The 21,238-nt window shown below is 68.7% G+C and carries 22 protein-coding genes; 10 read left to right on the top strand and 12 right to left on the bottom strand.

The window, feature by feature from the left end; genetic code table 11:
- Positions 1-4: 4 nt before the first annotated feature.
- The 3 genes from ybeY to EV651_RS01745 all read right to left on the bottom strand — a co-directional run bounded on the left by ybeY (position 5) and on the right by EV651_RS01745 (position 2,511).
- Positions 5-484, bottom strand: coding sequence for an rRNA maturation RNase YbeY (gene ybeY / locus EV651_RS01755; protein ID WP_133781224.1), 480 nt, complete (start codon positions 482-484; stop codon positions 5-7).
- Positions 481-1,407 carry a PhoH family protein gene (locus EV651_RS01750; protein WP_166679889.1) on the bottom strand — a complete coding sequence of 309 codons (927 nt, stop codon included), beginning with the start codon at positions 1,405-1,407 and terminating at the stop codon, positions 481-483. Before EV651_RS01750 ends, ybeY begins: the two co-directional genes overlap by 4 nt.
- Positions 1,408-1,554: 147 nt before the next feature.
- Entirely contained in the window at positions 1,555-2,511 is a 957-nt protein-coding gene (locus EV651_RS01745) for a hypothetical protein (RefSeq protein ID WP_133781220.1), read from the bottom strand.
- Positions 2,512-2,614: 103 nt separating this feature from the next.
- Here EV651_RS01745 and EV651_RS01740 point away from each other — a divergent pair, with 103 nt between their 5' ends.
- Positions 2,615-3,124: a SigE family RNA polymerase sigma factor gene (locus EV651_RS01740; protein WP_238156589.1), complete on the top strand. Its 510-nt coding sequence runs from the start codon at positions 2,615-2,617 to the stop codon at positions 3,122-3,124.
- Complete coding sequence (locus EV651_RS01735; RefSeq protein ID WP_133781218.1) at positions 3,121-4,254, top strand: Gmad2 immunoglobulin-like domain-containing protein; 1,134 nt, start codon at positions 3,121-3,123, stop codon at positions 4,252-4,254. Before EV651_RS01740 ends, EV651_RS01735 begins: the two co-directional genes overlap by 4 nt.
- Positions 4,255-4,258: 4 nt before the next feature.
- On the opposite strand, the gene EV651_RS01730 is transcribed toward EV651_RS01735, so the two are convergent.
- Positions 4,259-4,588 carry a helix-turn-helix transcriptional regulator gene (locus EV651_RS01730; protein ID WP_133781216.1) on the bottom strand — a complete coding sequence of 110 codons (330 nt, stop codon included), beginning with the start codon at positions 4,586-4,588 and terminating at the stop codon, positions 4,259-4,261.
- A 65-nt stretch (positions 4,589-4,653) separates the two neighbouring features.
- Here EV651_RS01730 and EV651_RS01725 point away from each other — a divergent pair, with 65 nt between their 5' ends.
- Positions 4,654-5,139: a nuclear transport factor 2 family protein gene (locus EV651_RS01725; RefSeq protein WP_133781213.1), complete on the top strand. Its 486-nt coding sequence runs from the start codon at positions 4,654-4,656 to the stop codon at positions 5,137-5,139.
- A 3-nt stretch (positions 5,140-5,142) separates the two neighbouring features.
- On the opposite strand, the gene EV651_RS01720 is transcribed toward EV651_RS01725, so the two are convergent.
- The 5 genes from EV651_RS01720 to EV651_RS01700 all read right to left on the bottom strand — a co-directional run bounded on the left by EV651_RS01720 (position 5,143) and on the right by EV651_RS01700 (position 9,957).
- Positions 5,143-5,847 (bottom strand): 16S rRNA (uracil(1498)-N(3))-methyltransferase, encoded by a 705-nt coding sequence (locus EV651_RS01720; protein ID WP_238156588.1) that lies wholly within the window; start codon positions 5,845-5,847, stop codon positions 5,143-5,145.
- Positions 5,848-5,964: 117 nt separating this feature from the next.
- Positions 5,965-7,107, bottom strand: coding sequence for a molecular chaperone DnaJ (gene dnaJ / locus EV651_RS01715; protein ID WP_133781209.1), 1,143 nt, complete (start codon positions 7,105-7,107; stop codon positions 5,965-5,967).
- 25 nt (positions 7,108-7,132) lie between these two features.
- Positions 7,133-8,155: a heat-inducible transcriptional repressor HrcA gene (hrcA, locus tag EV651_RS01710; RefSeq protein ID WP_133781207.1), complete on the bottom strand. Its 1,023-nt coding sequence runs from the start codon at positions 8,153-8,155 to the stop codon at positions 7,133-7,135.
- 51 nt (positions 8,156-8,206) lie between these two features.
- Positions 8,207-9,298 (bottom strand): Gfo/Idh/MocA family protein, encoded by a 1,092-nt coding sequence (locus EV651_RS01705; protein WP_238156587.1) that lies wholly within the window; start codon positions 9,296-9,298, stop codon positions 8,207-8,209.
- 8 nt (positions 9,299-9,306) lie between these two features.
- Complete coding sequence (locus EV651_RS01700; protein WP_238156586.1) at positions 9,307-9,957, bottom strand: ThuA domain-containing protein; 651 nt, start codon at positions 9,955-9,957, stop codon at positions 9,307-9,309.
- A 93-nt stretch (positions 9,958-10,050) separates the two neighbouring features.
- On the opposite strand from EV651_RS01700, the gene EV651_RS01695 reads away from it, so the two are divergent.
- From EV651_RS01695 to EV651_RS01680, 4 genes are all read left to right on the top strand, one after another.
- Positions 10,051-10,440 (top strand): EF-Tu/IF-2/RF-3 family GTPase, encoded by a 390-nt coding sequence (locus EV651_RS01695; protein ID WP_133781203.1) that lies wholly within the window; start codon positions 10,051-10,053, stop codon positions 10,438-10,440.
- A gap of 23 nt (positions 10,441-10,463) precedes the next feature.
- On the top strand, positions 10,464-11,234 hold the full coding sequence (locus EV651_RS01690; protein WP_133781202.1) for an MBL fold metallo-hydrolase: 771 nt from the start codon (positions 10,464-10,466) through the stop codon (positions 11,232-11,234).
- Positions 11,235-11,325: 91 nt separating this feature from the next.
- On the top strand, positions 11,326-12,864 hold the full coding sequence (locus EV651_RS01685; protein WP_133781200.1) for an NCS1 family nucleobase:cation symporter-1: 1,539 nt from the start codon (positions 11,326-11,328) through the stop codon (positions 12,862-12,864).
- Between the two features lie 180 nt (positions 12,865-13,044).
- On the top strand, positions 13,045-13,869 hold the full coding sequence (locus tag EV651_RS01680; RefSeq protein WP_133781197.1) for a DUF3097 domain-containing protein: 825 nt from the start codon (positions 13,045-13,047) through the stop codon (positions 13,867-13,869).
- Positions 13,870-14,067: 198 nt separating this feature from the next.
- Here EV651_RS01680 and EV651_RS01675 read toward each other — a convergent pair whose 3' ends face one another.
- Positions 14,068-16,635, bottom strand: coding sequence for a DUF3376 domain-containing protein (locus tag EV651_RS01675; protein WP_166658461.1), 2,568 nt, complete (start codon positions 16,633-16,635; stop codon positions 14,068-14,070).
- A 133-nt stretch (positions 16,636-16,768) separates the two neighbouring features.
- Between EV651_RS01675 and EV651_RS01670 the strand changes: the two genes are divergently transcribed.
- The 3 genes from EV651_RS01670 to EV651_RS01660 are packed head-to-tail and all read left to right on the top strand — an operon-like array spanning position 16,769 to position 18,718.
- Positions 16,769-17,404: a hypothetical protein gene (locus EV651_RS01670; RefSeq protein WP_133781193.1), complete on the top strand. Its 636-nt coding sequence runs from the start codon at positions 16,769-16,771 to the stop codon at positions 17,402-17,404.
- Positions 17,405-17,407: 3 nt separating this feature from the next.
- Positions 17,408-18,274: a hypothetical protein gene (locus tag EV651_RS01665; RefSeq protein WP_133781191.1), complete on the top strand. Its 867-nt coding sequence runs from the start codon at positions 17,408-17,410 to the stop codon at positions 18,272-18,274.
- Positions 18,275-18,310: 36 nt separating this feature from the next.
- Positions 18,311-18,718 (top strand): VOC family protein, encoded by a 408-nt coding sequence (locus tag EV651_RS01660; RefSeq protein WP_166658460.1) that lies wholly within the window; start codon positions 18,311-18,313, stop codon positions 18,716-18,718.
- A gap of 16 nt (positions 18,719-18,734) precedes the next feature.
- On the opposite strand, the gene EV651_RS01655 is transcribed toward EV651_RS01660, so the two are convergent.
- Together EV651_RS01655 and EV651_RS01650 are read right to left on the bottom strand one after the other, a co-directional pair.
- A complete protein-coding gene (locus tag EV651_RS01655) occupies positions 18,735-19,754 on the bottom strand; it encodes a LacI family DNA-binding transcriptional regulator (protein ID WP_133781187.1) in 1,020 nt (339 codons plus the stop codon).
- A 106-nt stretch (positions 19,755-19,860) separates the two neighbouring features.
- Positions 19,861-21,183, bottom strand: coding sequence for an ABC transporter substrate-binding protein (locus EV651_RS01650; RefSeq protein ID WP_133781185.1), 1,323 nt, complete (start codon positions 21,181-21,183; stop codon positions 19,861-19,863).
- Between the last annotated feature and the right edge of the window lie 55 nt (positions 21,184-21,238).

The raw sequence follows: 21,238 nt of genomic DNA, 5'->3' as shown, positions 1-21,238 counted from the left end.
GCGGTCAGACACCCTCTAGCCGGTTTCCAGGGGCTCGCCATGCTTCCAGCAGGCGGCCCTGGACGTCCCACATCTCCGCTTTCTCGGCGGGTTCGGCATGGTCGTACCCGAGCAGGTGCAGGATGCCGTGCACCGTCAGCAGCTCGAGTTCGGCCCACGTGCCGTGGCCGGCCTTCGCGCCCTGCGCGGCGGCGACCGTCGGGCACAGCGCGATGTCGCCGAGGTGCCCGAGCGGCAGGTCCTCGTCGGCGTCGCCGTCGGAACCCGGCCGCAGCTCGTCCATCGGCCACGACATCACGTCGGTCGGACCCGGCAGGTCCAGGAACTCGACGTGATATCGCGCCATGGTGTCCTCGTCGACCAGCTTGATCGACAGTTCACACTCCGGGTGCAGCCGCAGCGACGACAGCACGAACCGGCTGAGCCGCATCAGTCCGTGTGCGTCGATCTCGACCCCGGACTCGTTGTTGACCTCGACGTTCATCGGTGGTTGTCAGCACTACCTTCATAGTTTTCGTACGCCGAGACGATCCGGCCGACCAGCTTGTGCCGGACCACGTCGTGCGAGGTGAGCCGGCAGAACGTCAGGTCCTGGACGCCTTCGAGGATGTCCTGCACGACCCGCAGCCCGGAGTGGGTCCCGTTCGGCAGGTCGACCTGGGTGACGTCGCCGGTGACGACCATCTTGGAGCCGAACCCGAGCCGGGTGAGGAACATCTTCATCTGCTCCGGCGAGGTGTTCTGCGCCTCGTCCAGGATGATGTAGGCGTCGTTCAGCGTCCGGCCGCGCATGTAGGCCAGCGGCGCGATCTCGATCGTGCCGGCGGTCATCAGCCGCGGGATGGACTCCGGGTCGAGCATGTCGTGCAGCGCATCGTACAGCGGGCGCAGGTACGGGTCGATCTTCTCCGACAGGGTGCCGGGCAGGAACCCGAGCCGCTCACCGGCCTCGACGGCCGGCCGGGTCAGGATGATCCGGTTGACCTCCTTGGCCTGCAGCGCCTGGACCGCCTTGGCAACCGCCAGGTAGGTCTTTCCGGTACCGGCAGGGCCGATCCCGAACACGATCGTGTTCTTGTCGATGGCGTCGACGTACCGCTTCTGGTTCAGCGTCTTCGGCCGGATCGTGCGGCCGCGGCTGGACAGGATGTTCTGTGTCAGCACGTCGGCCGGACTCTCGGCCGTGGCCTGCTTGATCATCGCGATACTGCGCTCGACCGAGTCGGCGGTCAGCCCGTGCCCGGTGCGGATCACGGCGATCAGCTCGTCGATCAGCCGCTCGGCCAGGGCCAGCTCGGCCGGCTCGCCGTTCAGCGTGATCTCGTTGCCGCGGACCATGATGTCGGCGGCGAACTCCTTCTCGACGATGCGGAGGAACTCGTCCCGGGCTCCGAGCAGGGCCACCATGTCGATACTGTTCGGCACGACGATCTTGTGCGACGCCTGCGTGCCGGCGACTGCTGGAACCGTGCCGTTCGGGCGCGCCTCCGGTTCGATACTGCGTGGCCTGGACAGCCTGTTCCCTCCTGATGCCGATGAAGTGGTCCACCCATGCTAGCCGCCTCGTCCGACACCCTCACTCGGAATTCGCCGGGACACGCTTCCCGGGCGCCCCTCCGGCGGTTTCGCCGGGGTCTCACCGGCGGCGGCGTGCGGGGTCAGGACACCGGCGAGGCGGGCGATCTCGTCCGCCTCCGGGCCGGCCTGGAGCACGCCGTGCTCGAGCGCGAGCCGGCGGTTCCGCTCGAGGGTCCACTCCCGGCCGGGGTGCAGGTTCACAGAGACACCGGACGGCGCCGGGCGCAGCATCGGGGCCATGTCGTTGCGCCGGGCCGGGTCCGCCTCCTCCGGGGCGAGGTTGCGATTGAGCTCATAGCTGCGCAGCATCCGGTACGTCGCCTCGATCGCCGCGCGCGTCGAGCCCGAGGTGGCCGGCGGCGTGTCGAACTCGTCGGAGTGGGTGTTCTTCCCGTCGTCGATTCCCACCGCGTGTACCGGCGTGAACACGTGCAGCGACAGCACCGGCGCCGTCGAGTCACCGTCGTACACCGAGTCCGCGCGCCAGGCGTGCGCACCGGAGTAGCTGTCCTGCAGGGCATGCGCAGCGGCACCGAGATGCTTGAACTCGCCAGATCGCTCCGCAGCCGACGCCTGCGCGAGCTCGTCGTAGATGTATTCGGTGTTGCTCTGCAGGTTGTCCCAGCCCTTGCGGTACGGGTCCGCCATGAAGTGCTCGCGTTGCGCGTTCGGATTCACGTACGCCGAATGCGCGGTCGGGCCTGGGCCGGCGTACGGGACGGACTTGCCGGATCCGCCGTAGTTCTCGATCACGCCCGCGCCGAGCGGGCGGTCCTGATGCGCCTGGGCCTTGTCCAGCGCGGCGGCGTACTCGTCCTGTCGCAGACCGCGGATGGTCCCGTCCGGTCCCGCCAGCTGCTCGTACAGCCGTGCGACAGCGTCGTACGTGATGTCACGGTGCCCCGACCACTGGCCGTCGCCGCGCTGCTTCATCTCTTCAGACTGCCAGCCGTTCGGGCCATAGCGTTGTCAACCTGGAAGGCGGTCTTCGCGTCTTCGTGTCGTGGCACAACCGGCCGTGGTGTACGAAGAGTGCGTGACACATGAGTCCTCGTGGGATGCCGACGAGGCGCTGACGGCTGTCTACACCGCGCACTACACCTCGCTGGTCCGCCTCGGCGCCCTGCTGCTGCGTGACACCGGTACGGCGGAAGAGATCGTGCAGGACGCGTTCGTCGCGATGCACGCGCGCTGGAACCGGCTGCGCGACCCGCACAAGGCGCTCGCGTACCTGCGGACCGCTGTGGTGAACCGCTGCCGCTCCCGCCAGCGCCACCTGGTTGTGGTGGACAAGCACACCCCTCGGACCCTTCCCGACGAGCCGAGCGCGGAGCAGGCAGTACTGCGGACCGAGGAGACCGACAGGGTGATCGAGGCGATGCGGACCCTCCCGGAGAAGCAACGCACAGTGATGGTCCTGCGCTACTACGGTGACCTGTCGGAGGCCGAGATCGCGGACACGATGGGCATCAGCCGGGGATCCGTGAAGAGCCACGCCGCGCGCGCGAGCAAGTCGCTGCGCCAGCTCCTGGAGCAGAACGCATGAACGACAACAACCCGAACGACCCGTTCGACGAGCTGATGCGGCGGTCCCTGCACGAGGAGGCGGACCGGATCGAGCCGTCCGACGCGCTGCCGGAGATCCGCGCCCGCGCGCACGCCCAGCGTTCCGCCGCGCGACGCCCCTGGCTCCTGACCGCCGGCCTCGCCGCCGCCGGTACGGCCGCCGCGATCGGCGCCTTCACCATGCTCAACGGCCCCGACAACGTCGCCGACGACGGGGACGCAGTAGCCGGCTCCACCACCACCGCAACCGGTGCACCCGAGACGCGGGTCCCATCAGTGGCGAGCGTCACCCCTGAGCCGTCACAAGCTCCGACCCAGCCCCCGCCCACCTCGCCGTCCGCGAAGACCGCGGGTCCGACGGAAAGCGGCGTACCGGAGCCAGCGGTCAAGAGCACTGTCGTCCCGGTCTACTGGCTCGGCCAGCAGGTCGGTGCGCAGAAGGAGTCGGCCGCTCGCCTGTACCGCACCTGGGCCAAGGTCAGCGGCCGCCCGGCCGAGCAGGCGGTCCGCATCATGACCACCAAGCAACCGAGCGACCCCGACTACTACTCGGTCTGGCGTGGCGCAGCCCTGAACACCGTCACCCGCTCGAACGGCATCGTCACAGTCGACTTCAAGCAACTCCCGAAGACCAACCTCGACGCCGACCTCGCCAAGGTCGCGACCCAACAACTCGTGTACACGGTGCAGGGTGCTCTGGGGGACGCTGGAGGCACGCGAGTCCAGGTGACCGAGCAGGGTCGGGCCGCCGGCAAACTGTTCGGCCAGGTCGACACCAGCCAACCTATGAGCCGAGCACAAGCCACTGAGGTGCAGGCGTTCATCTGGGTCACCGCGCCGGACGACAACACCGTCGTCACAACTCCCGTGAAGGTGACCGGCATCGCGTCCGTCTTCGAAGCCCAGGTGAACTGGCGCATCGTCTCGGTCAAGACTCGAGCGGTAGTCGCACAGGGCGCCGCCAACACGAGCGAGGCCTATAAGTTCGCGCCGTTCGCCTTCAGCGTGACCAAGCTCCCCCCGGGCACCTACACCCTCGAGGTCTTCGAGATCTCCGCAGGCGACGGAACGATCACCTCGACCGACTCCAAGTCGATCGTCGTGAGGTAGCTCGTCAGTCCTCGCGGTCGATGGTGGCCGCGAGGAGGCCGGGGAAAGCGCTGTTGAACTCTTCGCGGCGGAGGCGGTTGAGGCGGCGGGCGCCTTCGTCGCGTTGTTCGATCAGGCCGGCGGCGCGGAGTACGGCGAAGTGGTGGCTGGCGGTGGCCTTCTTCACCGGGAGGTCGAACGTGCCGCAGGCGCGGGTCCAGTCGTCGTGGACGGCCAGGTCGCGCAGGATCGAGCGCCGCACCGGGTCCGCCAGCGCATCCAGCGCAGCCTGCAACGGCACCTCGGCCGGGTCGACATGGCTGAGCGTACGTGCGCGAGCTGACTCGACGGACATGGTGTTCGATCCTTGTCGTACAGTTGTGTTCGGTTCCTGTCTAACAGCTTAGCGAGGTGCTGCGAATGATCGAGCTGGTCGACTACGGATTCGGGCCGGGTGCACAGGCGCGGGTGGCGGAGGCGCGGCTGCCCGGGCGCGACGGGGCGCTTGCGGCGCTCGAGACGTTCTACTACGCCTTGAACAGCAAGGACCTGGAGACGCTGGTCGCCGGGTGGGCGGATGACGAGCTGGTGCAGCTGAACAACCCGATCGGCGGGATCCTGCGGTCGCGGGAGGCGGTGCGGGATCTGTACGCGCGAGTGTTTGCGGGGACTTTGAACGTGCAGGTGACGTTCGGCGACGCTGCGACGTACTGGCTCGGCGATTCGGTCGTGTTCGCGGGGCGGGAGGTCGGCACATACCGGCATCCGGAGCTCGGTGAGCAGCCGCTGCGGATCCGCACGACACGGATCTTCAGGTACGCCGGCACGTGGCAGCAGATCCACCACCACGGCAGCATCGACGACGCCGACGCACTGGCGAGATACCAGTCCGCCATCCGCAGTTAGGGCTCAGGCCCAGCGGGTGGGGACCAGGAGGGCGGCGGCTGCGGCGACGCCGGCGGTTGAGGTGCGGAGGACGGTGTCGCCTAGGCGGACGGGCTCGGTGGCGAAGGACTTCAGCTCCGTGGGGGCGATGCCGCCTTCGGGGCCGATGACTAGGACGATGTCGCCGGTGGTGGGGGGTTCGAGGGACGCCAGTGGGGTGGTGGCTTCTTCGTGCAGTACGACGGGGAGCGCCGCGCCTGCCAGCAACTCGGCGACCTCGGCCGTGGTGGCGATCGGGGCGACCTCGGCGAACCAGGTCCGCCGTGACTGCTTGCTCGCTTCGAACGCCCATGCCCGCCACTTCGCGAGCGTCTTCTCGACCCGTTCCGGGTTCGCGCGGAACTGACTGCGCTCCGCGTTCCACGGCACGATCACGTCGACGCCGACCTCGGTCAGCATCTCCACCGCCAACTCGGCGCGTTCGCCCTTCGGCACTGCCTGCACCACAACCACGCGGGGATCGGCGGCAACGACGGCTCCCCGCTCGTCCACCGCCACGGTCACCCCAGCCTTCGACGCGGCAACCACGGCCCCTTCGGCCCAGGACCCCCGCCCGTCCGTCAGCCGAACGCGCTCCCCCGGCCCGATCCGCCGTACGACGGCTGCATGCCGCCCCTCGGCTCCGTCGAGCACCAGCTCGTCCTCGTCGAGGTCAGAGTGAAAGAACACGGCGACCCCCACTTACGAACACCTCCCGCCCGTTGAGAAGCGGCGGGAGGCGACACGTCCCAGCGCCGCTGAGACGCGGTGGGGAGGTGAGGCGTCCCCGGGGTGTTGCGGTGTCATCTAGTGGGTGCCGAAGGCGTCGCGGAGGCGGCCGAAGACGCTCTTGTGGGTGGCCTGGACCTGGCCCTGCGGGCGTTCCTCGTCGCGGACCGCCGCGAGCTGCCTGAGGAGCTCGGCCTGGGCGTCGTCGATCTTGGTCGGCGTCTCGACGATGATCTGCACGATGAGGTCGCCACGACCGGCGTGCCGCAGCCGCGGTACGCCGCGTGCGGACAACGTCATCGCCGTACCGGACTGCGTGCCGGGACGGATCTCCAGCGGTGTCGTCTCGCCCTCGAGCGTCGGCAGGTCGATCGTCGTTCCGAGCGCCGCCGCCGTCATCGGCAGCGTCACCGTGCAATGCAGGTCGTCGCCGTTACGGGTGAAGATGTCGTGCGGCTCGACCTCGATCTCGACGTACAGGTCACCGGCCGGGCCACCGCCGGGGCCGATCTCGCCCTGACCGGACAGCTGCACCCGCGTGCCGGTGTCGACGCCGCCGGGGATCTTCACGGTGACGGTACGGCGGGAGCGCACGCGCCCGTCGCCGGAGCACTCGACGCACGGGCTCGGGATCGTGGTGCCGTAGCCGCGGCAGTTCGGGCACGGCCGCATCGTCCGCACCTCGCCGAGGAACGACCGCTGCGTGTGCGTGACCTCGCCACGCCCGTGGCAGATCTCGCAGGTGACCGGCTCGGACCCGGCCGCCGCGCCGGAGCCGCTACAGGTCGGGCACAGTACGGCGGTGTCGACCTTGAGCTCGCGCGTCGTGCCGAACGCCGCCTCGGCCAGGTCGATCCGCAGCGGGATCAGCGCGTCCTGACCGCGCCGGGTCCGCGGCCGCGGCCCGCGGGTGGCCCCGCCGGTCTGGCCGAAGAACGCGTCCATGATGTCGGTGAACGTGAACGCCTGGCCGAAGCCGGCGCCGCCCGGTCCGCCGGCCGCGGTGGCGAACGGGTCGCCGCCGAGGTCGTGCATCTGCCGCTTCTGCGGGTCGCTGAGCACCTGGAACGCGCGCCCGATCTCCTGGAACTTCTGGTGCGCGTCCTCGGAGTCGTTCACGTCCGGGTGGTACTGGCGTGCCAGCTTGCGGTACGCCTTCTTGATCTCGTCCGCTGAAGCGTCACGGCTGACACCTAGGACGGCGTAGTAATCGGTGCTCATACTCCAGACCAGGGGGTTGTATTCGTTAGGAGTCGGCCAGGATCTGGCTGACGTAGCGGGCGACGGCGCGCACTGCACCCATTGTGCTCGGGTAGTCCATGTGGGTCGGGCCGACGATGCCGAGCGTGGCCAGCGCCTCGGACTGCGACCCGTACCCGGTCGCGACCACTGAGGTGGTGGCCAGCTCCTCGAACGGGTTCTCGTGACCGATGCGAACGGTCAGCGTCTGCGGGTTGGTCGCCTCACCGAGCAGCTTGAGGAGGATGACGTGCTCCTCCAGGGCCTCCAGCACCGGCTTCACGTTCCGCTCGAAGTCGTCGCCGTACCGGGTCAGGTTGGCCGCGCCGCCGACGGCGATCCGCTGCTCGCCGACCTCGTCGGTGAACGCCTCCAGCAAGGTGGTGACGATCGCCGCGACCAGTGACCGGTCGGCCGGCGCGAACTGCTCCGGCACACCGGCCAGGGACGTCGTCGCGTCGGTCAGCCGCTGTCCGGCGAGCGCAGTGTTCAACCGGGACCGCAGGTCCGCGATCAGTTGCTCGTCGACGTCGTGCGGGTGCTCGACGAGCCGCTGCTCGACCCGGCCGTTGCTGGTGATCAGCACCAGCAGCAACCGCCGGGGGCTCATCGTGACGACCTCGATGTGCCGGACGCTCGACCGGTTCAGCGACGGGTACTGCACGACGGCGACCTGGCGGGTGATCTGGGCGAGCAGCCGGACGGTACGGCGGACGACGTCGTCCAGGTCGACCGCTCCGGCCAGGAACGACGTGATCGCCTTCTTCTCGGCGGTCGACAGCGTCTTGACCGTGCTCAGCTTGTCGACGAACAGCCGGTAGCCCGCGTCGGTCGGGATCCGGCCGGCGCTGGTGTGCGGCTGGGTGATGTACCCCTCCTCCTCCAGCGCAGCCATGTCGTTACGCACGGTGGCCGGGGAGACGCCGAGGTTGTGCCGGTCGACCAAGGTCTTCGAGCCGACCGGCTCATGAGTGGCCACGTAGTCCTCGACGATGGCGCGGAGCACATCCAGCTTGCGTTCGTCGAGCACGCGCACCACCCTCTCCGACTGTCTTGGCACTCAATCGTTCGGAGTGCCAGTCTAGGCGGTCTCGGGCGAGGCTCCCAACGGAACGGGCGCGGGACGCGCCACAGCGCTGCTCACGTTCAGCGGCTGGTCCTGCACGGCGGAGTCGATGAACGACTCGAGTACGTCCAGCACGTGGTACGCCAGCTCCCCGCTGGCGCGGTGCGGCTCGCCCGTTCGCAACGCCCGCGCCATGTCCGCGACACCGACCCCGCGCCCGGCTCCGGCGTACCCACCGGCGACCGATACCTCGGTCCACTCGCGCTGCTCCGGAGTCACGAGCTCGACGGCCCCGTCGAACCCGTTCGGGTCCGGCACGGACAGGCTGCCCTCGGTTCCGTGGACCTCGATCCGCGGCAGCCGCCCGGCCCACACGTCGAACGACATCAGCACGGTCGTCAGCGCGCCCGACTCGTGCTCCAGCACGCCGGTGACGTGCGTCGGCACCTCCACGTCGAACACGGTCCCGGCCCGCGGGCCGGTGTGGATCTTGCGCTGCTGTTTCGACTGGCCCGCGCGGGCGGTGACTCGGACGACCGGGCCGAGCAGCGTGACCAGGCTGGTCACGTAGTACGGGCCCATGTCGAGGACCGGTCCGCCGCCCGGCTGGTAGTAGAACTCGGGCGCGGGGTGCCACAACTCGTGGCCGGGCGTCACCATGAACGCGGTCGCCGCGTGCGGGGTGCCGATGTCACCGCGGTCGATCACCGCACGAGCCGTCTGGGTGCCGGTGCCGAGCACGGTGTCCGGTGCGCAGCCGATCCGGAGATCGTTGGCGGCGGCGTACTTCAGCAGCGGCTCCGCTTCGGTGCGGTCCATGGCCAACGGCTTCTCGCCGTACACGTGTTTTCCGGCTGCCAGCGCGGCCTGGTGCACAGCGGCATGGGCGGCCGGGATCGTCAGATTGACGACAATCTCGATGTCGTCAGCGGCGTACAGGTCCTCCGGCGAGACCGCGCGGATCGCCGGGTTCTTGTCGGCAATCGTTTGAGCACGAGCCAGGTCCAGGTCGGCGACCGCGACGACGTCGACGCCCGGGAGTTTGCCGAGGTGGTCCAGGTACGTGCCGGAGATGACCCCGGTGCCGACGATGCCGACGCGTGTCACCGGCCCACTCACTTGCTCGCCCACAGCAGCCCCCGTTCGATGATCGTGCGGACCTCGGGCTTCTCCAGGTCGTCGAGCTTGTGGCCGACCGTGCAGACGAAGACCTTGCCCGCGCCCCAGGTGCGGGTCCACACGGCCGGCATCACGGCGCCCTCGATCCACGGGTAGTCCGGGTGCGACTCGAACGTCGTCGTCGCAAGGACGGTGTTCGTCGGGTCGTAGTGGATGTAGTACTGCTCGGTGTGCACGTCGAAGTGCGTGATGCCCTCGACGATCGGGTGATCGGCCTGCTCGGGCACCACCTCGACGCGGTAGTCGGTGAACCCGTGCGGGTGCGAGATGAACTGCCCGCCGGTGATGAAGCTGTAGTCCACGTTCTTGCGGAACGAGTCCGCGATCCCGCCGTGCCAGCCGGCGAACCCGGTGCCGCGCCGGATCGCCGCCTCCAGGCCCTTGAAGTGGTCGTCCTCGATCTCGCTCATCGTCACGCACTGCAGCACGAGATCGACGCCGTCCAGCTCGAGGTACGCCGCGGTGCTGTCGGAGACCGTCACCTCGAAGCCGTTCTCCTTCAGGTACGGGATGAACAGCTCGGTCGCCTCGACCGGCGAGTGCCCTTCCCAGCCACCCAGCACCACCACAGCACGTCGTGTCGTCACACCGACCACCCTTCGAAAGTTTCGGAGTTCCGATCGGAACACTTGCGACCTTAAGACGCGAGGAGAGGGCTTGCCAACTACTACTCTCGAAGGATGGGCTGGAAGTTCTGGAGGCGGGGCAGCAATCCGATGGATCCGCAGGAGATGCTCGCGCGGGGGCATGCGCGGCCGAACAGTTTTCCCGGGCCGCCGCGGCCGCAGGACAACCTGCCGGTGGGGTCGTTCGGGATGACGGTCGAGGATGTGTTCTCGATCAGCGGTCGCGGCACCGTGGTGACCGGGCGGGTGCAGGCCGGGACGGTGACGGTCGGCGAGCAGGTGCTGCTGAGCCGGGCCGGGCAGCCGATCCTGCAGGTCGAGGTGACCGGCGTCGAGATGTTCCGCAAGACCCTGCAGACCGCGAGGGCCGGCGACAACGTCGGGCTGCTGCTCCGCGGCCTCGCGAAGCACCAGGTGGCCAGGGGCGACGTACTGAGCAAGTGATCGAGGCAAGTAATCTCGAGCTCATGAGCGCTTGGGCCGAGATCGGCGATCGCACCTGGGTCCGCCGGTACGACGAATGGGACCTGAACGTCGGCCTCGTCGTCGGAGCCGACGGCGCGCTGGTGATCGACACGCGCGCCACCCCCGAGGAGGCCGAGCAGCTGCGCGAGCACATCCGCGAGCTCACCGACGCACCGGTCAAATGGGTCGTCAACACCCACGCGCACTTCGACCACGTGGCCGGCAACAGCGTCTTCACCGACGCGACGGTCTACCTGCACGAGAACGCCGCCGCCGAGGAGAAGCTCGCCGGTACGACGTTCGCGGTCGCGAAGGTCATCGACCTCGGCGACCGCCGCGTCGAGCTGCTGTACGTCGGCAACGGGCACACCTCCGGTGACACCGTGGTCGGCGTACCGGACGTGAACGTGTTCTTCCTCGGCGACCTGATCGAGGAGTCGGCGCCGCCGTCGTACGGCGAGGACTCGTTCCCGCTGGAATGGCCGGACACGATCCAGAGCGCGATCGGCATGATGACCCCGGACGCGAAGATCGTGCCGGGCCACGGCGCGGTCGTCGACGTCGAGTTCGCCACCGACCAGGCGATCGAGCTGGGCAGGGTCGCGAACACGATCTCGACCCTGCACCACGCCGGCACTCCTCTGGACAAGGCGCTCGAGCACACCGAGGACTGGCCGTGGCCGGTCGACAAACTCCAGGACGCGATCCGCCGCGGCTACCAAGCTCTCGGTACGCCGCAACGCCCGAGCCTCCCGCTCCTCGGCCCGGGATAACCCCTTTCGGGTAATTGTCCGTTGACACGACGTCATCCCGTCCCGCAACTTGTTCGGAACGGACATCGCCCGACCGGATGGGGTGGGACTCATGGCTGTACTGACCCAGCAAACCGTTCACCCCGACGGACGCGTCGAACTAGCCGATCCTGATGCGCTGGCGGACAGCCGGTACGCCAACGCGGAGCTGGCGCCGACGCGGTTGCCCGAGCGCACCTGGACGACGTACAACTACGCCGCGCTGTGGATGGGGATGGCGCACAACATCCCCAGCTACCTGCTCGCGTCCGGCCTGGTCGCGATCGGGATGAACTGGCTGCAGGCGTTCTTCACGATCACTCTGGGGAACTTGATCGTGCTCGTCCCGCTGCTGCTGAACAGCCACGCGGGAACGAAGTACGGCATCCCGTTCCCGGTCTTCGCGCGGGCGTTCTACGGCGTCCGCGGCGCGAACTTCCCGGCGTTGCTGCGGGCCTTCATCGCCTGCGGCTGGTTCGGGATCCAGACCTGGATCGGCGGGCAGGCGATCTACGTGATCGTCGGCGAACTGTTCGGCAAGGGCTGGGCCGAGGCGTCCGCGATCGGCGGGCATCCGTGGACGATGTGGCTGAGCTTCGCGTTCTTCTGGGTGCTGCAGATGGTGCTGATCTTCCGCGGGATCGAAGGGCTGCGCCGGTTCGAGAACTGGGCGGCCCCGCTGGTCACGGTGGCGTTCCTCGTGCTGATGGTCGCGATCCTGGTCAAGGCCGGTGGCTTCGGCCCGATCCTGGAACAGCCGTCGAAACTCGGCTGGGACGCCGACTTCTGGAAGATCTTCGCGCCGTCGCTGATGGGCATGATCGCGTTCTGGGCGACCCTGTCGTTGAACATGCCGGACTTCACCCGGTTCGGTAAGGGGCAGCGCGCGCAGGTCTGGGGACAGATCATCGGGCTGCCGACCACGATGTCGTTCATCGCGCTGGTCTCGATCATCACCACGTCCGGCACGGTCGTGCTGTACGGCTCGGCGATCTGGGACCCGGTCGAGCTCACTCGCCGGTTCGAGAACCCGGTGGTCGTCACGATCGGCCTGGTGATGGCGATCCTCGCGACGATGTCCTGCAACGTCGCGGCCAACGTCGTGAGTCCGTCGTACGACTTCGCGAACGCGCTGCCGCGGTGGCTGAACTTCCGGACCGCGGGTCTGCTGACCGGTGTGATCGGCATCCTGATCCAGCCGTGGCGGCTGATCTCGGACCCGTCGATCTACATCTTCGTGTGGCTGTCGTTCTACGGCGGTCTGCTCGCGTCGGTGGCCGGCGTACTGATCGCGGGCTACTGGGCGATCGACCGGACGAACCTGAACCTCGCCGACCTCTACCGCCCCGGCGGCCGCTACTGGTACGCCGCCGGCTGGAACTGGCGCGGCGTCGTCGCCACCCTGCTCGGCGCACTGCTCGCCGTCGGCGGCGCGTACTCGAACCCGGGCGCCGGCCCGTTCCCCCAGGACGGCCTGATCCCGTTCCTCAAGCCGCTGTACGACTACTCCTGGGCCGTCGGTCTCGTGGTCGGCTTCGTCGCGTACTTCGTTCTCACACTCACCAGCCCAACCCGCCAGTCGACCGCCACACACGCGGCTCCTACCTATTAGAGGGTTCTCCGGTTCGCCACTGGTGGGGGCTGAGACACCAGCGCGGGGGCGTTGGACAGGTTATTTCGGGTGTGCTGGGCCGACTTCCTGTCTCCAGGTCGGGTTCCTGTGAGCTGAGGTGGTGGGAAATGGGTGTGTGGTTGAGCGGGAAGGGGGTGGTGGGGACATAGCGTTGGGCGGGTGGCTGACAGGTATGGGAATGATGTGCTTGCGGGTGACTGGCGGAAGCCCAAGAACGGGCGGACGGTTGAGGTCGAGATCGCGAAAGGCATGGTTGTCGAGGAGCCGAGTTCGGGGTTCGTCGGGGCGATCGTGCGCTGGGAGCACGGCGTCGTCGACCTGGAGGACCGGCACGGCAAGATCCGCACGTACCCGCTCGGTCCGGGGTTCTGGATCGACGGCAAACCGGTCAGCCTGAAGCCGCCGAAGAAGGCCGGTCCGGCGAAGAAGACCCGGACCGCGTCGGGATCGGTGGCCGTCGACAACGTTCGCGCGAAGGTGGCGCGGGCCAGCCGGATCTATGTCGAGGGCCGGCACGACGCGGAGCTGGTCGAGAAGGTGTGGGGCGACGACCTGCGGATCGAGGGCGTCGTGGTCGAGTACCTCGAAGGCGTCGACGACCTGGTCGAGATCGTCAACCGGTTCCAGCCCGGTCCCGGCCGGCGGCTCGGCGTACTCGTCGACCACCTGGTCGAGGGGTCGAAGGAGTCGAAGATCGCCGCGCAGGTGTCGAACCGGTACGTGCACGTCGTGGGCCACCCGTTCATCGACATCTGGGAGGCGGTCAAGCCGTCGTCGGTCGGCATCAAGGCGTGGCCGCGGATCCCGCACGGGCAGGACTGGAAGAAGGGCGTGCTGCAGGCGTTCGGCTGGCCGGCCACCGATCAGGCCGACGTCGCCGCCGCCTGGAAGCACATCCTGTCCAAGGTGAACAGCTTCGCGGACCTCGACCCGGCCCTGCTCGGCCGCGTCGAAGAACTCATCGACTTCGTAACCCTGGACTAGCCCAATCTGGGGAGCCGTTGAACAGGAAGTGGTGGGCCTAGACACGCAATAACCTGTTCAAACCCCCGAGCGCGCGGGGCACGCCCCGCGAGCTGGTCAGGTCGGGAGCGCCGAGATCAGCAGCCCCTGACTCAGGCGGTGTACGAGCAGAGAACCCGCAACGACAACGGATAACCCCGGCAATTTCGCGGATCTGAGTTAGGAGGTCCCGCCGATCTCGGGCATCCGCTTCTCGATCCACGCGCGGATCCGGCGGCGCGCGCGACGTACGTACCAGGTGATCACGCCGAGCACCGCGCTCAGTGCAAGCACCGCGCCGGCCAGCACCGCGGCCGGGATCCGTACGGCGTCGACGAGACCGGACAGCACCAGCAGTACGACGCCGACGACAGCCGTTGCCGCAGGCAACCATGGCTCGAAGATCGTCGGCCGCTGCGCGGGACTCAGCTTGGCGCCGCGCACCATCCGGTCCCACGCGGTCTGGCGGGCGGGTTCGGTGAACCAGCGCGCGGTCCGCAGCAGCCACGAACCGGGCTGATGCTTGCGGCCCGCGGCCGCCTTCACCCAGCTGCCGACCTGTGGGCCGAGACCACCGGAGACGTCGACCATTCGGTCCGCGATCCCCTTGGTGATCGCACGGCCTTCGGGTGACGCGTTCAGCTCGTCCCGCATCGTCACCAGCGCGCCGATGCCGGCGTCGACCGGGAAGTCCTTGGCCAGCCGTTCGATCCGCTCGGCGACCGCGTCGAGCTGCCAGCCTTCAGCCTGCAGGACCTGACGCTGGGTCTCGCGGATCCAGTCCGCGTCCGCACCGAGCATCGCGCCGAGGTGCGCGACGCAGTGCAACCGGCCCATCAGCCAGTCCCACCGCCGCCAGTCGGCCGCACCGAAGGCGCCGAAGTGACCCACCTGGCTGCCGTACAGGATGCGGTCGTTCAGCTGGTTCGCGATCGACCCTTCCTGCAACTCGTCGAGCACCGCGAGCGGGATGTCCGGTCCGAGGCGAAGGAACTGGAACGGGGCGCTGCGTTGCTGCGGCGTGCGTGCCGACGTACAGCGGGAAACGATCTCGACCTCGAGCGCCGTGTCGACGAGCTCCCAGCCGATGACCGCGATCAGGGTGGCGAACGCGTCACCGAGCGCACGCTGGATCTGCAACTGCTCGAAGATGTCGTTCAGCCCGACCGCGACGGCTTCCGCGCCACCCGCCGGACGGAGATCGAGATCCGCGACAGCCAGTTGTACGTCGAGTGCGTCGCGAACCGCCTGCACCTTCATCAGGCAGTCGCTCGCCGCGGTCAGCAGCTTGTCCAGATCGGCGCGCTCGTCCTGCGGCGCCGCGCTGATGCGATTGCGCAACGAACGCAGGATCAGCCGGACGATCCGCTCGGCAGCGCCGGTCCCCCACAACCAGCTCGGGTTGCCGTCGGCATCGTCGCGGAGGGCCGCCGTGGAGCCGTCCGGACCCGGGACCCACGGGTGCTCGGTGGTGAGGATCTCGTCGATCTCCGACTCCGAGAGCGCGGTCGCGGCGTCCAGCACGGTCGACTGGTCGTGACTCGCGATCGTGACGGCCTCCCACACGCCACCGGCCGCACGTCCCCGCGAGTACGCCGGTTGCAGCGCCTCGGCCGCCGCCTTCAGCCGCCCCCGCTCCTCTGGTTGCTTCAGGCAACGGTCGAAGAGGCGCTGACTGTCGGACCAGGACGCGTCCGCCTCCAGGAGCAGGCGTTCCAGCTGCTCGACGTCGGAGCGGAAGTCCACCTCGCGCGGGAACTGCACCGCGGACATCGCCGCGACCCGCCAACTCGGCTCCTTCGCCCCGGGCAACGCGGTCGACGCGCGTCCGATCCCCGCCGACGGTACGACGTACAGCACGTAGCGGGTCGCCTTGCCGTTGACCGGACGCCGGGCGACGACGTCGAGCACCGGGCCGAACGGGGCGTTGTCGAGGACGCCGCCGTCGACGAGCCAGGATCCGGTTTCGGCCGGGCCGGGCTGGATCCGCGGCGGTTGCGCGGCCAGCTCCGGCGTCTCCAGCACCGGACCGAACGCGGCCGGGAACGACGCGGACGCACGGGCCGCCCGCGCGAGCAGGTCGGTGTCCTTCAGCCCGTTCTTCTCTTCGACGGTGAACTTCCGCTGCGCACCGTCGTACGTCGGAGCGTCCTCACTCGTGAAGCCGTACAAGTACCGATGATCCGGTACGACGAACGCCTGGCCCGCGGCGTCCTTCGCCTCGAACTGCTGCACACCCAACCCGGAGGCGGTGACGAACAACGTCACCGGCTCCTCCGCCTTGCTCTCGCCCGCGTCGGCGACGCCCTTGAGCAGATCCTCGAGCTGCCGCAGGAAGTACTTGCCGTCGAGCACCGAGGTCGACTTCGCTCCCGCGGACGGCACCAGTTTGCCGACCCCGAGCGACCCGAGACCGATCCACTTCTGGCGCAGCCACGGACCGTTGTCGCCATCGGGGTCGAGGGTCGAGCCGTTCGCGATCGCGGTCGCCAGCAGCGAACCGTTCAGACCGCCGGCGCTCGTCCCCGCGATCACGTCGACCACCACCCGGCGCCGTTCCTCGCCGCGCCGGCACAACTCCCGCCAGCGATCCGCGAGCACCGCGTCGTACGGCTGCGGACCGGGCGCGTCGTCGCCACCGGACGCACGCCGGATCAGATCCAGCTCGTGCGTCACCCCACCCATCCAGACCGCCAGGCTGACACCCCCGTTCAGCACCAACGCAATCCGAATCTCGTGGTCGGTCATGCATCCCCCCTTTTCCTCAGAGATATCACGGTTGTAGCTCTTGTCGCAGCGGAGAGTGAACAAAGTGTTGTGGCGTTCTGCACGCAGGGTCATTCTGTTCGTGGGGGTGGTCATGATGCGCGCCTGGGCTGTGATGGTTTCCGTAGTCGCGTTGCTGGCGGCGGGATGCTCCGACACGTCAGGTGGCGGAGGTACGTCGCCACCGGACGAGACCACGACCTCCGACAGCACCAGCGAGCCGGCCCCGGAGCCGACGGGCGCCGAGACGACGCAGCCGCGGCAGAACAAGCCGGCGGTCGAGATCGCAACGCTCCCGATCGGTCCGGGAGCCGAGGCGAACCAGCCGGACGACCAGGCCAAGCAATGCGTCGGCGTCAGCCTGACCGGGCTGGAGCTTCCGCAAGGCGCCACGGTGACTTACCGCGCACCCACTCTGAGCCAGGACGACAAGTACTTCGAGATCGACCAGTCCGGCTGTGGCGGCCAGAGCCCGGAGTGCACCGGGCACCAGGTCCGCTCCGGCGACACACCGGCCTGCTTCGCCGGAGTCCGGCAGGTGACGAACGCCGAAGGACACCACGCCACCTTGATCATCACCGCGGACGCGACGTGCGCAACCGCGGAAGACTGTGAAGCGCTCAAGCGCGGTGGCGTCAGCCAGATCGGCTTCGACTCGCGCGCACTCGGCGGCCCGCAACCGAGCGAGACGCCGCCCGAGACCCCCGAGACTCCCGCCGAGACGCCCGCTGAGACGCCGTCGGACGGCTGAGCGATGGCGGACGAGCGGTCGCAGGCCGAGCGGTCGCAGGCCGAGCGGTCGCAGGCCGAGCGGTGGATCAGCTTCGCCGCGGGGATCATCACGCCGGTGACCTTGCTCAGTGCGCTGCTGTTCTACTTCGGCTACGTCTCGGCGCGCTCACAGTACGAGTACTTCGGGATCGACGTCGACACGATCGGCTTGAGTACGCAGGACTACGTCATGCGCAGTCCACAACCACTCTCGGTCCCCCTGCTGCTGATCGCGCTGCTCGCGGTCGCCGCTCTCGTTCTGCACAAGGCGATCCATCCGACTGCCGGTGCCGTACGCCGGGCCGTACGCATCACCGTCGCGGTCCTCGTCCTGGGCGTGGCGGCCCTGCTCGCGTACCCGTTCATCGGACAGCTGGCGTACTACGCGTTCGTCGTCCCCGCCGTGATCGGCCTGTCCGCCGCAGTCCTGGCCTACCTCACGTATCTTCGCCGCAAGGTCGACCCGGGGCTCGATCGGCAAGGGATCCTCCTCGCCCTGCTCGCCGTCGTCGCGGTCGCCTGCATCTTCTGGGCAGCGGCGACCACCGCCCAGTACATCGGCCGCGGCCTGGCCAAGGCCGACGCCCGCGACCTCAGCCGCTTCCCGGTCGTCATCCTCGACACCAAGGAGCGGCTCGCCCTTCGCTCCCCCGGCATCGAGGAGACCGCGCTCCAGTCCAGCGCGGGCCAGACCTTCCACTACCGCTACCGGGGACTCCGTCTGCTGGTGGTGGGCGAGAACCGGCTGTTCCTGGTGCCGCAGAAGTGGTCCGCCTCCGGCACCACGGTCGTCATCCCGCTGAACGACTCGATCCGCGTCCAGTTCCAGTTCGAGAACGACCCGCCCTAGCCGGAAATGTCGGAGCCTCGACCGAGGATGTCGCCCATGAGCGCTCAAGCCCCACTTCGCAGCGTTGATGCGGTCGTCCTCGCGGTTCCCGATTTGGACGCAGGCCTCGAGTTCTATCGGGACGGACTGGGACATGACCTGCTGTGGCGCAACGACGACCTCGGACAGGCCGGCCTCCGCTGCCCGGAGTCGGCGACCGAGATCGTGCTTTCGACACGTTTGCCATCCGAGCCGAACTGGTTGGTGCACTCGGTGGACCAGGCGATCGACGCGATCACGGCAGCCGGTGGTCAGCTGCTCAGCGGCCCCACCGACATCCCGGTGGGCCACGTCGCGACGGTGTCCGACCCGTTCGGCAACCGACTCGTGCTGGTCGACCTCAGCGCGGGCCGCTACACCACAGACCAACACGGCCAGGTGACGGGCGTCGCCCCGGAGCCGTAGTCAGCCGGCCCTAGGCTCAGGCGCTGTCGCGGATGATCAGTTCGGTGTCGTAGATCTCGGGGGCGGTGAGGTCGGCGCCCGCGATCTTTGCCAGGAGGATCTGGGCGAGGCGGGCGCCCAGCTGTTCCACGGGCTGGCGGACCGTGGTGAGCTTCGGGGTGGTCGTGGTGGCGAGGACCGAGTCGTCGAAGCCGACCACGGCCACATCCGCGGGGACCCGGCGTCCGTGCTGGGACAGGACACGAAGAGCCGCGGTCGCCATCAGGTCGGACGCAACGAACAGGCCGTCCAGGTCAGGGTGCTCGTCGAGGAGGCGCAGTGTCGCCTGCTCACCACCGTCCGCGGTGAAGTCGCCGTACGCGATGATCGCGGGCAGACCGGCTTCCTTCATCACTTCCTGGTAGCCGGTCAGGCGGTCGATGCCGGCGGTCATGTCGAGCGGCCCGGTGACGGTCCCGATCTTGCGGCGTCCGATCGACAGCAGGTGCTCGACCCCGGTCCGGGCGCCGGCAACGTTGTCCACGTCCACACTCGCCACCGGTACGTCGACCCCGAGCGGCCGCGCGCTGAACACGATCGGCAGCGGCAACTGCGCCAGCTCCTGCAGCACGTTGTCGCGGCCGTGGTGGCTGATGATGATCGCGCCGTCCACGTGCCCGCCGCGCAGGTAGCGCAGCAGCCGCTGGTCGTCGACCCCGGTCGGTTCGGGGGCGGGCTCGATCAGCAGCACGAGCTGGGACGACGTCGGCGCGAGCGTCCGGCTGACGCCGCTGAGCATGCCGGCGAAGAACGGGTCGGAGAACACCCGGCTGTCCGGCTCCGGTACGACGATCGCGATCGAGTCGGTCCGCCGCGTCACGAGCGCGCGGGCCGCCCGGTTCGGCACGTAGCCGAGCTGCAGGATCGCCTGCTCGACCGCGGCGACCGTGTCCGGCAGCACCTTCGGCGATCCGTTCACCACTCGCGAGACCGTTGCCCGCGACACCCCGGCGAGCGCCGCGACCTGCTCCAAGGTCGGAGAACCAGACTCGTTCATCGGCCCTCCTCAGTTCTCGATTGGCCCGCGTTCACACCGTAATACCTCCCCGGCCGACCGCGCGTCGGACGTTGGCCGGTGGACGTGGCGTGTTGGCCGACAGGACCTAATTGCCGACGCGGGTGTCGGCGACCTTCTCCGCCTGGGCGAGGGCCTGGTTCCAGGCAACGTCCGGCGGCTGCTTGCCGTCGTCGACGCGGGACAGCGCCGCGCTGAAGATCTGGTTGATCTCGCCGTCGCGGGGGCCTTTGTGCTGCTTGATGATCACGTTCCGGGCCCGGTTGACGAAGATCTGCCCGACCGGCGCGTTGTTGAAGTACGCGTTGACCTGCGACTTCACCTGCGGGTCGTTGTACGCGTCGAGTGTGGACGGGAACGAGCCGATCTTCTTGAACACCTTCACCTGCTGCTCCGGCGCTGTCAGCCAGGCGGCCAGCTTGGCGGCCTCCTCGGGGTGCACCGACTGCGCCGGCACGGTCAGGTACGACCCGCCCCAGTTGCCACCGCCGCCGGGGAACACGTCGGCGACGTCCCACTTACCCTTGCCGTAGGCGCCCGCGTTGTCCTGGATCACGCCGAGCAGCCAGCCCGGGCACGCCATGGTCGCGAACTTGTCGCTGCGGAACGCCGCGTTCCACGCGTCGCTCCAAGCCGGCAGCCGCGCGGACAGGCCGTCCTTGCTTCCGGCGACCACCTGGTCCCAGGCGTTCTTCAGCCGCGGGTTCTCAGCGCCGAGGAAGCGGTCCTGGTTCGAGTAGTACGCCTCGATCAGCTGGTTGCGCATGGCTTCCCAGGTCAGCACCGCGGAGTCGTACCAGGCCGAGCCCGGCACCCGTTGCTTGAACTTCCGCCCGGTGGCGAAGTACGACGGCCAGTCCTGGAACAGCTCGGCCACCTTGGCCCGGTCGGTCGGCAGCCCGGCCTTCGCGAACAGGTCCCGGCGGTAGCAGATCGCCTCCGGGCCGATGTCGGTGCCGTAGCCGATGATCTTCCCGTCCGGCGTCGTCGCGCCGGCCACCTTCCAGTCCAGCCAGCGGTCCCGCAGGTCGTCAGCGCCGTACTTGCGCAGGTCGACGAACTTGTCGTCCTTGGCCAGGTACTTGTAGATCCAGCTGACCTCCATCGCCTCGATGTCGGCCAGGCCGGCGCCGCGGGCGAGGTTCGCGTCCAGGTTCTTGACGTGGTCGTCGACGGTCTTGGCGTGCCGCTCCACGATCGTGATGTTCGGGTGCTCGGCCTCGTACTCGGCGTACAGGTCGGCGTACCCGAACTCGTTGAAGGTGGCGATGGTCAGCTCGACCTTCGGCCCGTCGGACTCGGCGCCTCCGGACTCGGGGGTGCCGGAACCGCCGCCGCAGGCTGCGGCGGTGAGGATCGCGGCGCAGGCCAGGACACCGGCTACGGGGCGATAGCGGGCACTGGGCCGCATGCGAAGCTCCCTGAAACTCGGACGGGGGTTGAGAGCGCTCTCGGATCGCGAAAGT

Origin of the sequence: Kribbella sp. VKM Ac-2571, from assembly GCF_004362255.1 — a bacterium.
Classification (GTDB): domain Bacteria; phylum Actinomycetota; class Actinomycetes; order Propionibacteriales; family Kribbellaceae; genus Kribbella; species Kribbella pratensis.
The sequence above is the reverse complement of the archived record's forward strand: the minus strand, read 5'-3'. Positions and strand labels throughout refer to the sequence as shown.

What these genes read in the sequence shown, in the direction of transcription:
- ybeY (WP_133781224.1), bottom strand. Translation starts at nt 484, where the DNA reads ATGAACGTCGAGGTCAACAACGAGTCCGGGGTCGAGATCGACGCACAC.
- EV651_RS01660 (WP_166658460.1), top strand. Translation starts at nt 18,311, where the DNA reads ATGAGCGCTCAAGCCCCACTTCGCAGCGTTGATGCGGTCGTCCTCGCG.
- EV651_RS01750 (WP_166679889.1), bottom strand. Translation starts at nt 1,407, where the DNA reads ATGGTGGCCCTGCTCGGAGCCCGGGACGAGTTCCTCCGCATCGTCGAG.
- EV651_RS01730 (WP_133781216.1), bottom strand. Translation starts at nt 4,588, where the DNA reads ATGTCCGTCGAGTCAGCTCGCGCACGTACGCTCAGCCATGTCGACCCG.
- EV651_RS01735 (WP_133781218.1), top strand. Translation starts at nt 3,121, where the DNA reads ATGAACGACAACAACCCGAACGACCCGTTCGACGAGCTGATGCGGCGG.
- EV651_RS01695 (WP_133781203.1), top strand. Translation starts at nt 10,051, where the DNA reads ATGGGCTGGAAGTTCTGGAGGCGGGGCAGCAATCCGATGGATCCGCAG.
- EV651_RS01685 (WP_133781200.1), top strand. Translation starts at nt 11,326, where the DNA reads ATGGCTGTACTGACCCAGCAAACCGTTCACCCCGACGGACGCGTCGAA.
- EV651_RS01665 (WP_133781191.1), top strand. Translation starts at nt 17,408, where the DNA reads ATGGCGGACGAGCGGTCGCAGGCCGAGCGGTCGCAGGCCGAGCGGTCG.
- dnaJ (WP_133781209.1), bottom strand. Translation starts at nt 7,107, where the DNA reads ATGAGCACCGATTACTACGCCGTCCTAGGTGTCAGCCGTGACGCTTCA.
- EV651_RS01690 (WP_133781202.1), top strand. Translation starts at nt 10,464, where the DNA reads ATGAGCGCTTGGGCCGAGATCGGCGATCGCACCTGGGTCCGCCGGTAC.
- EV651_RS01745 (WP_133781220.1), bottom strand. Translation starts at nt 2,511, where the DNA reads ATGAAGCAGCGCGGCGACGGCCAGTGGTCGGGGCACCGTGACATCACG.
- EV651_RS01670 (WP_133781193.1), top strand. Translation starts at nt 16,769, where the DNA reads ATGGTTTCCGTAGTCGCGTTGCTGGCGGCGGGATGCTCCGACACGTCA.
- EV651_RS01655 (WP_133781187.1), bottom strand. Translation starts at nt 19,754, where the DNA reads ATGAACGAGTCTGGTTCTCCGACCTTGGAGCAGGTCGCGGCGCTCGCC.
- EV651_RS01650 (WP_133781185.1), bottom strand. Translation starts at nt 21,183, where the DNA reads ATGCGGCCCAGTGCCCGCTATCGCCCCGTAGCCGGTGTCCTGGCCTGC.
- EV651_RS01675 (WP_166658461.1), bottom strand. Translation starts at nt 16,635, where the DNA reads ATGACCGACCACGAGATTCGGATTGCGTTGGTGCTGAACGGGGGTGTC.
- EV651_RS01725 (WP_133781213.1), top strand. Translation starts at nt 4,654, where the DNA reads ATGATCGAGCTGGTCGACTACGGATTCGGGCCGGGTGCACAGGCGCGG.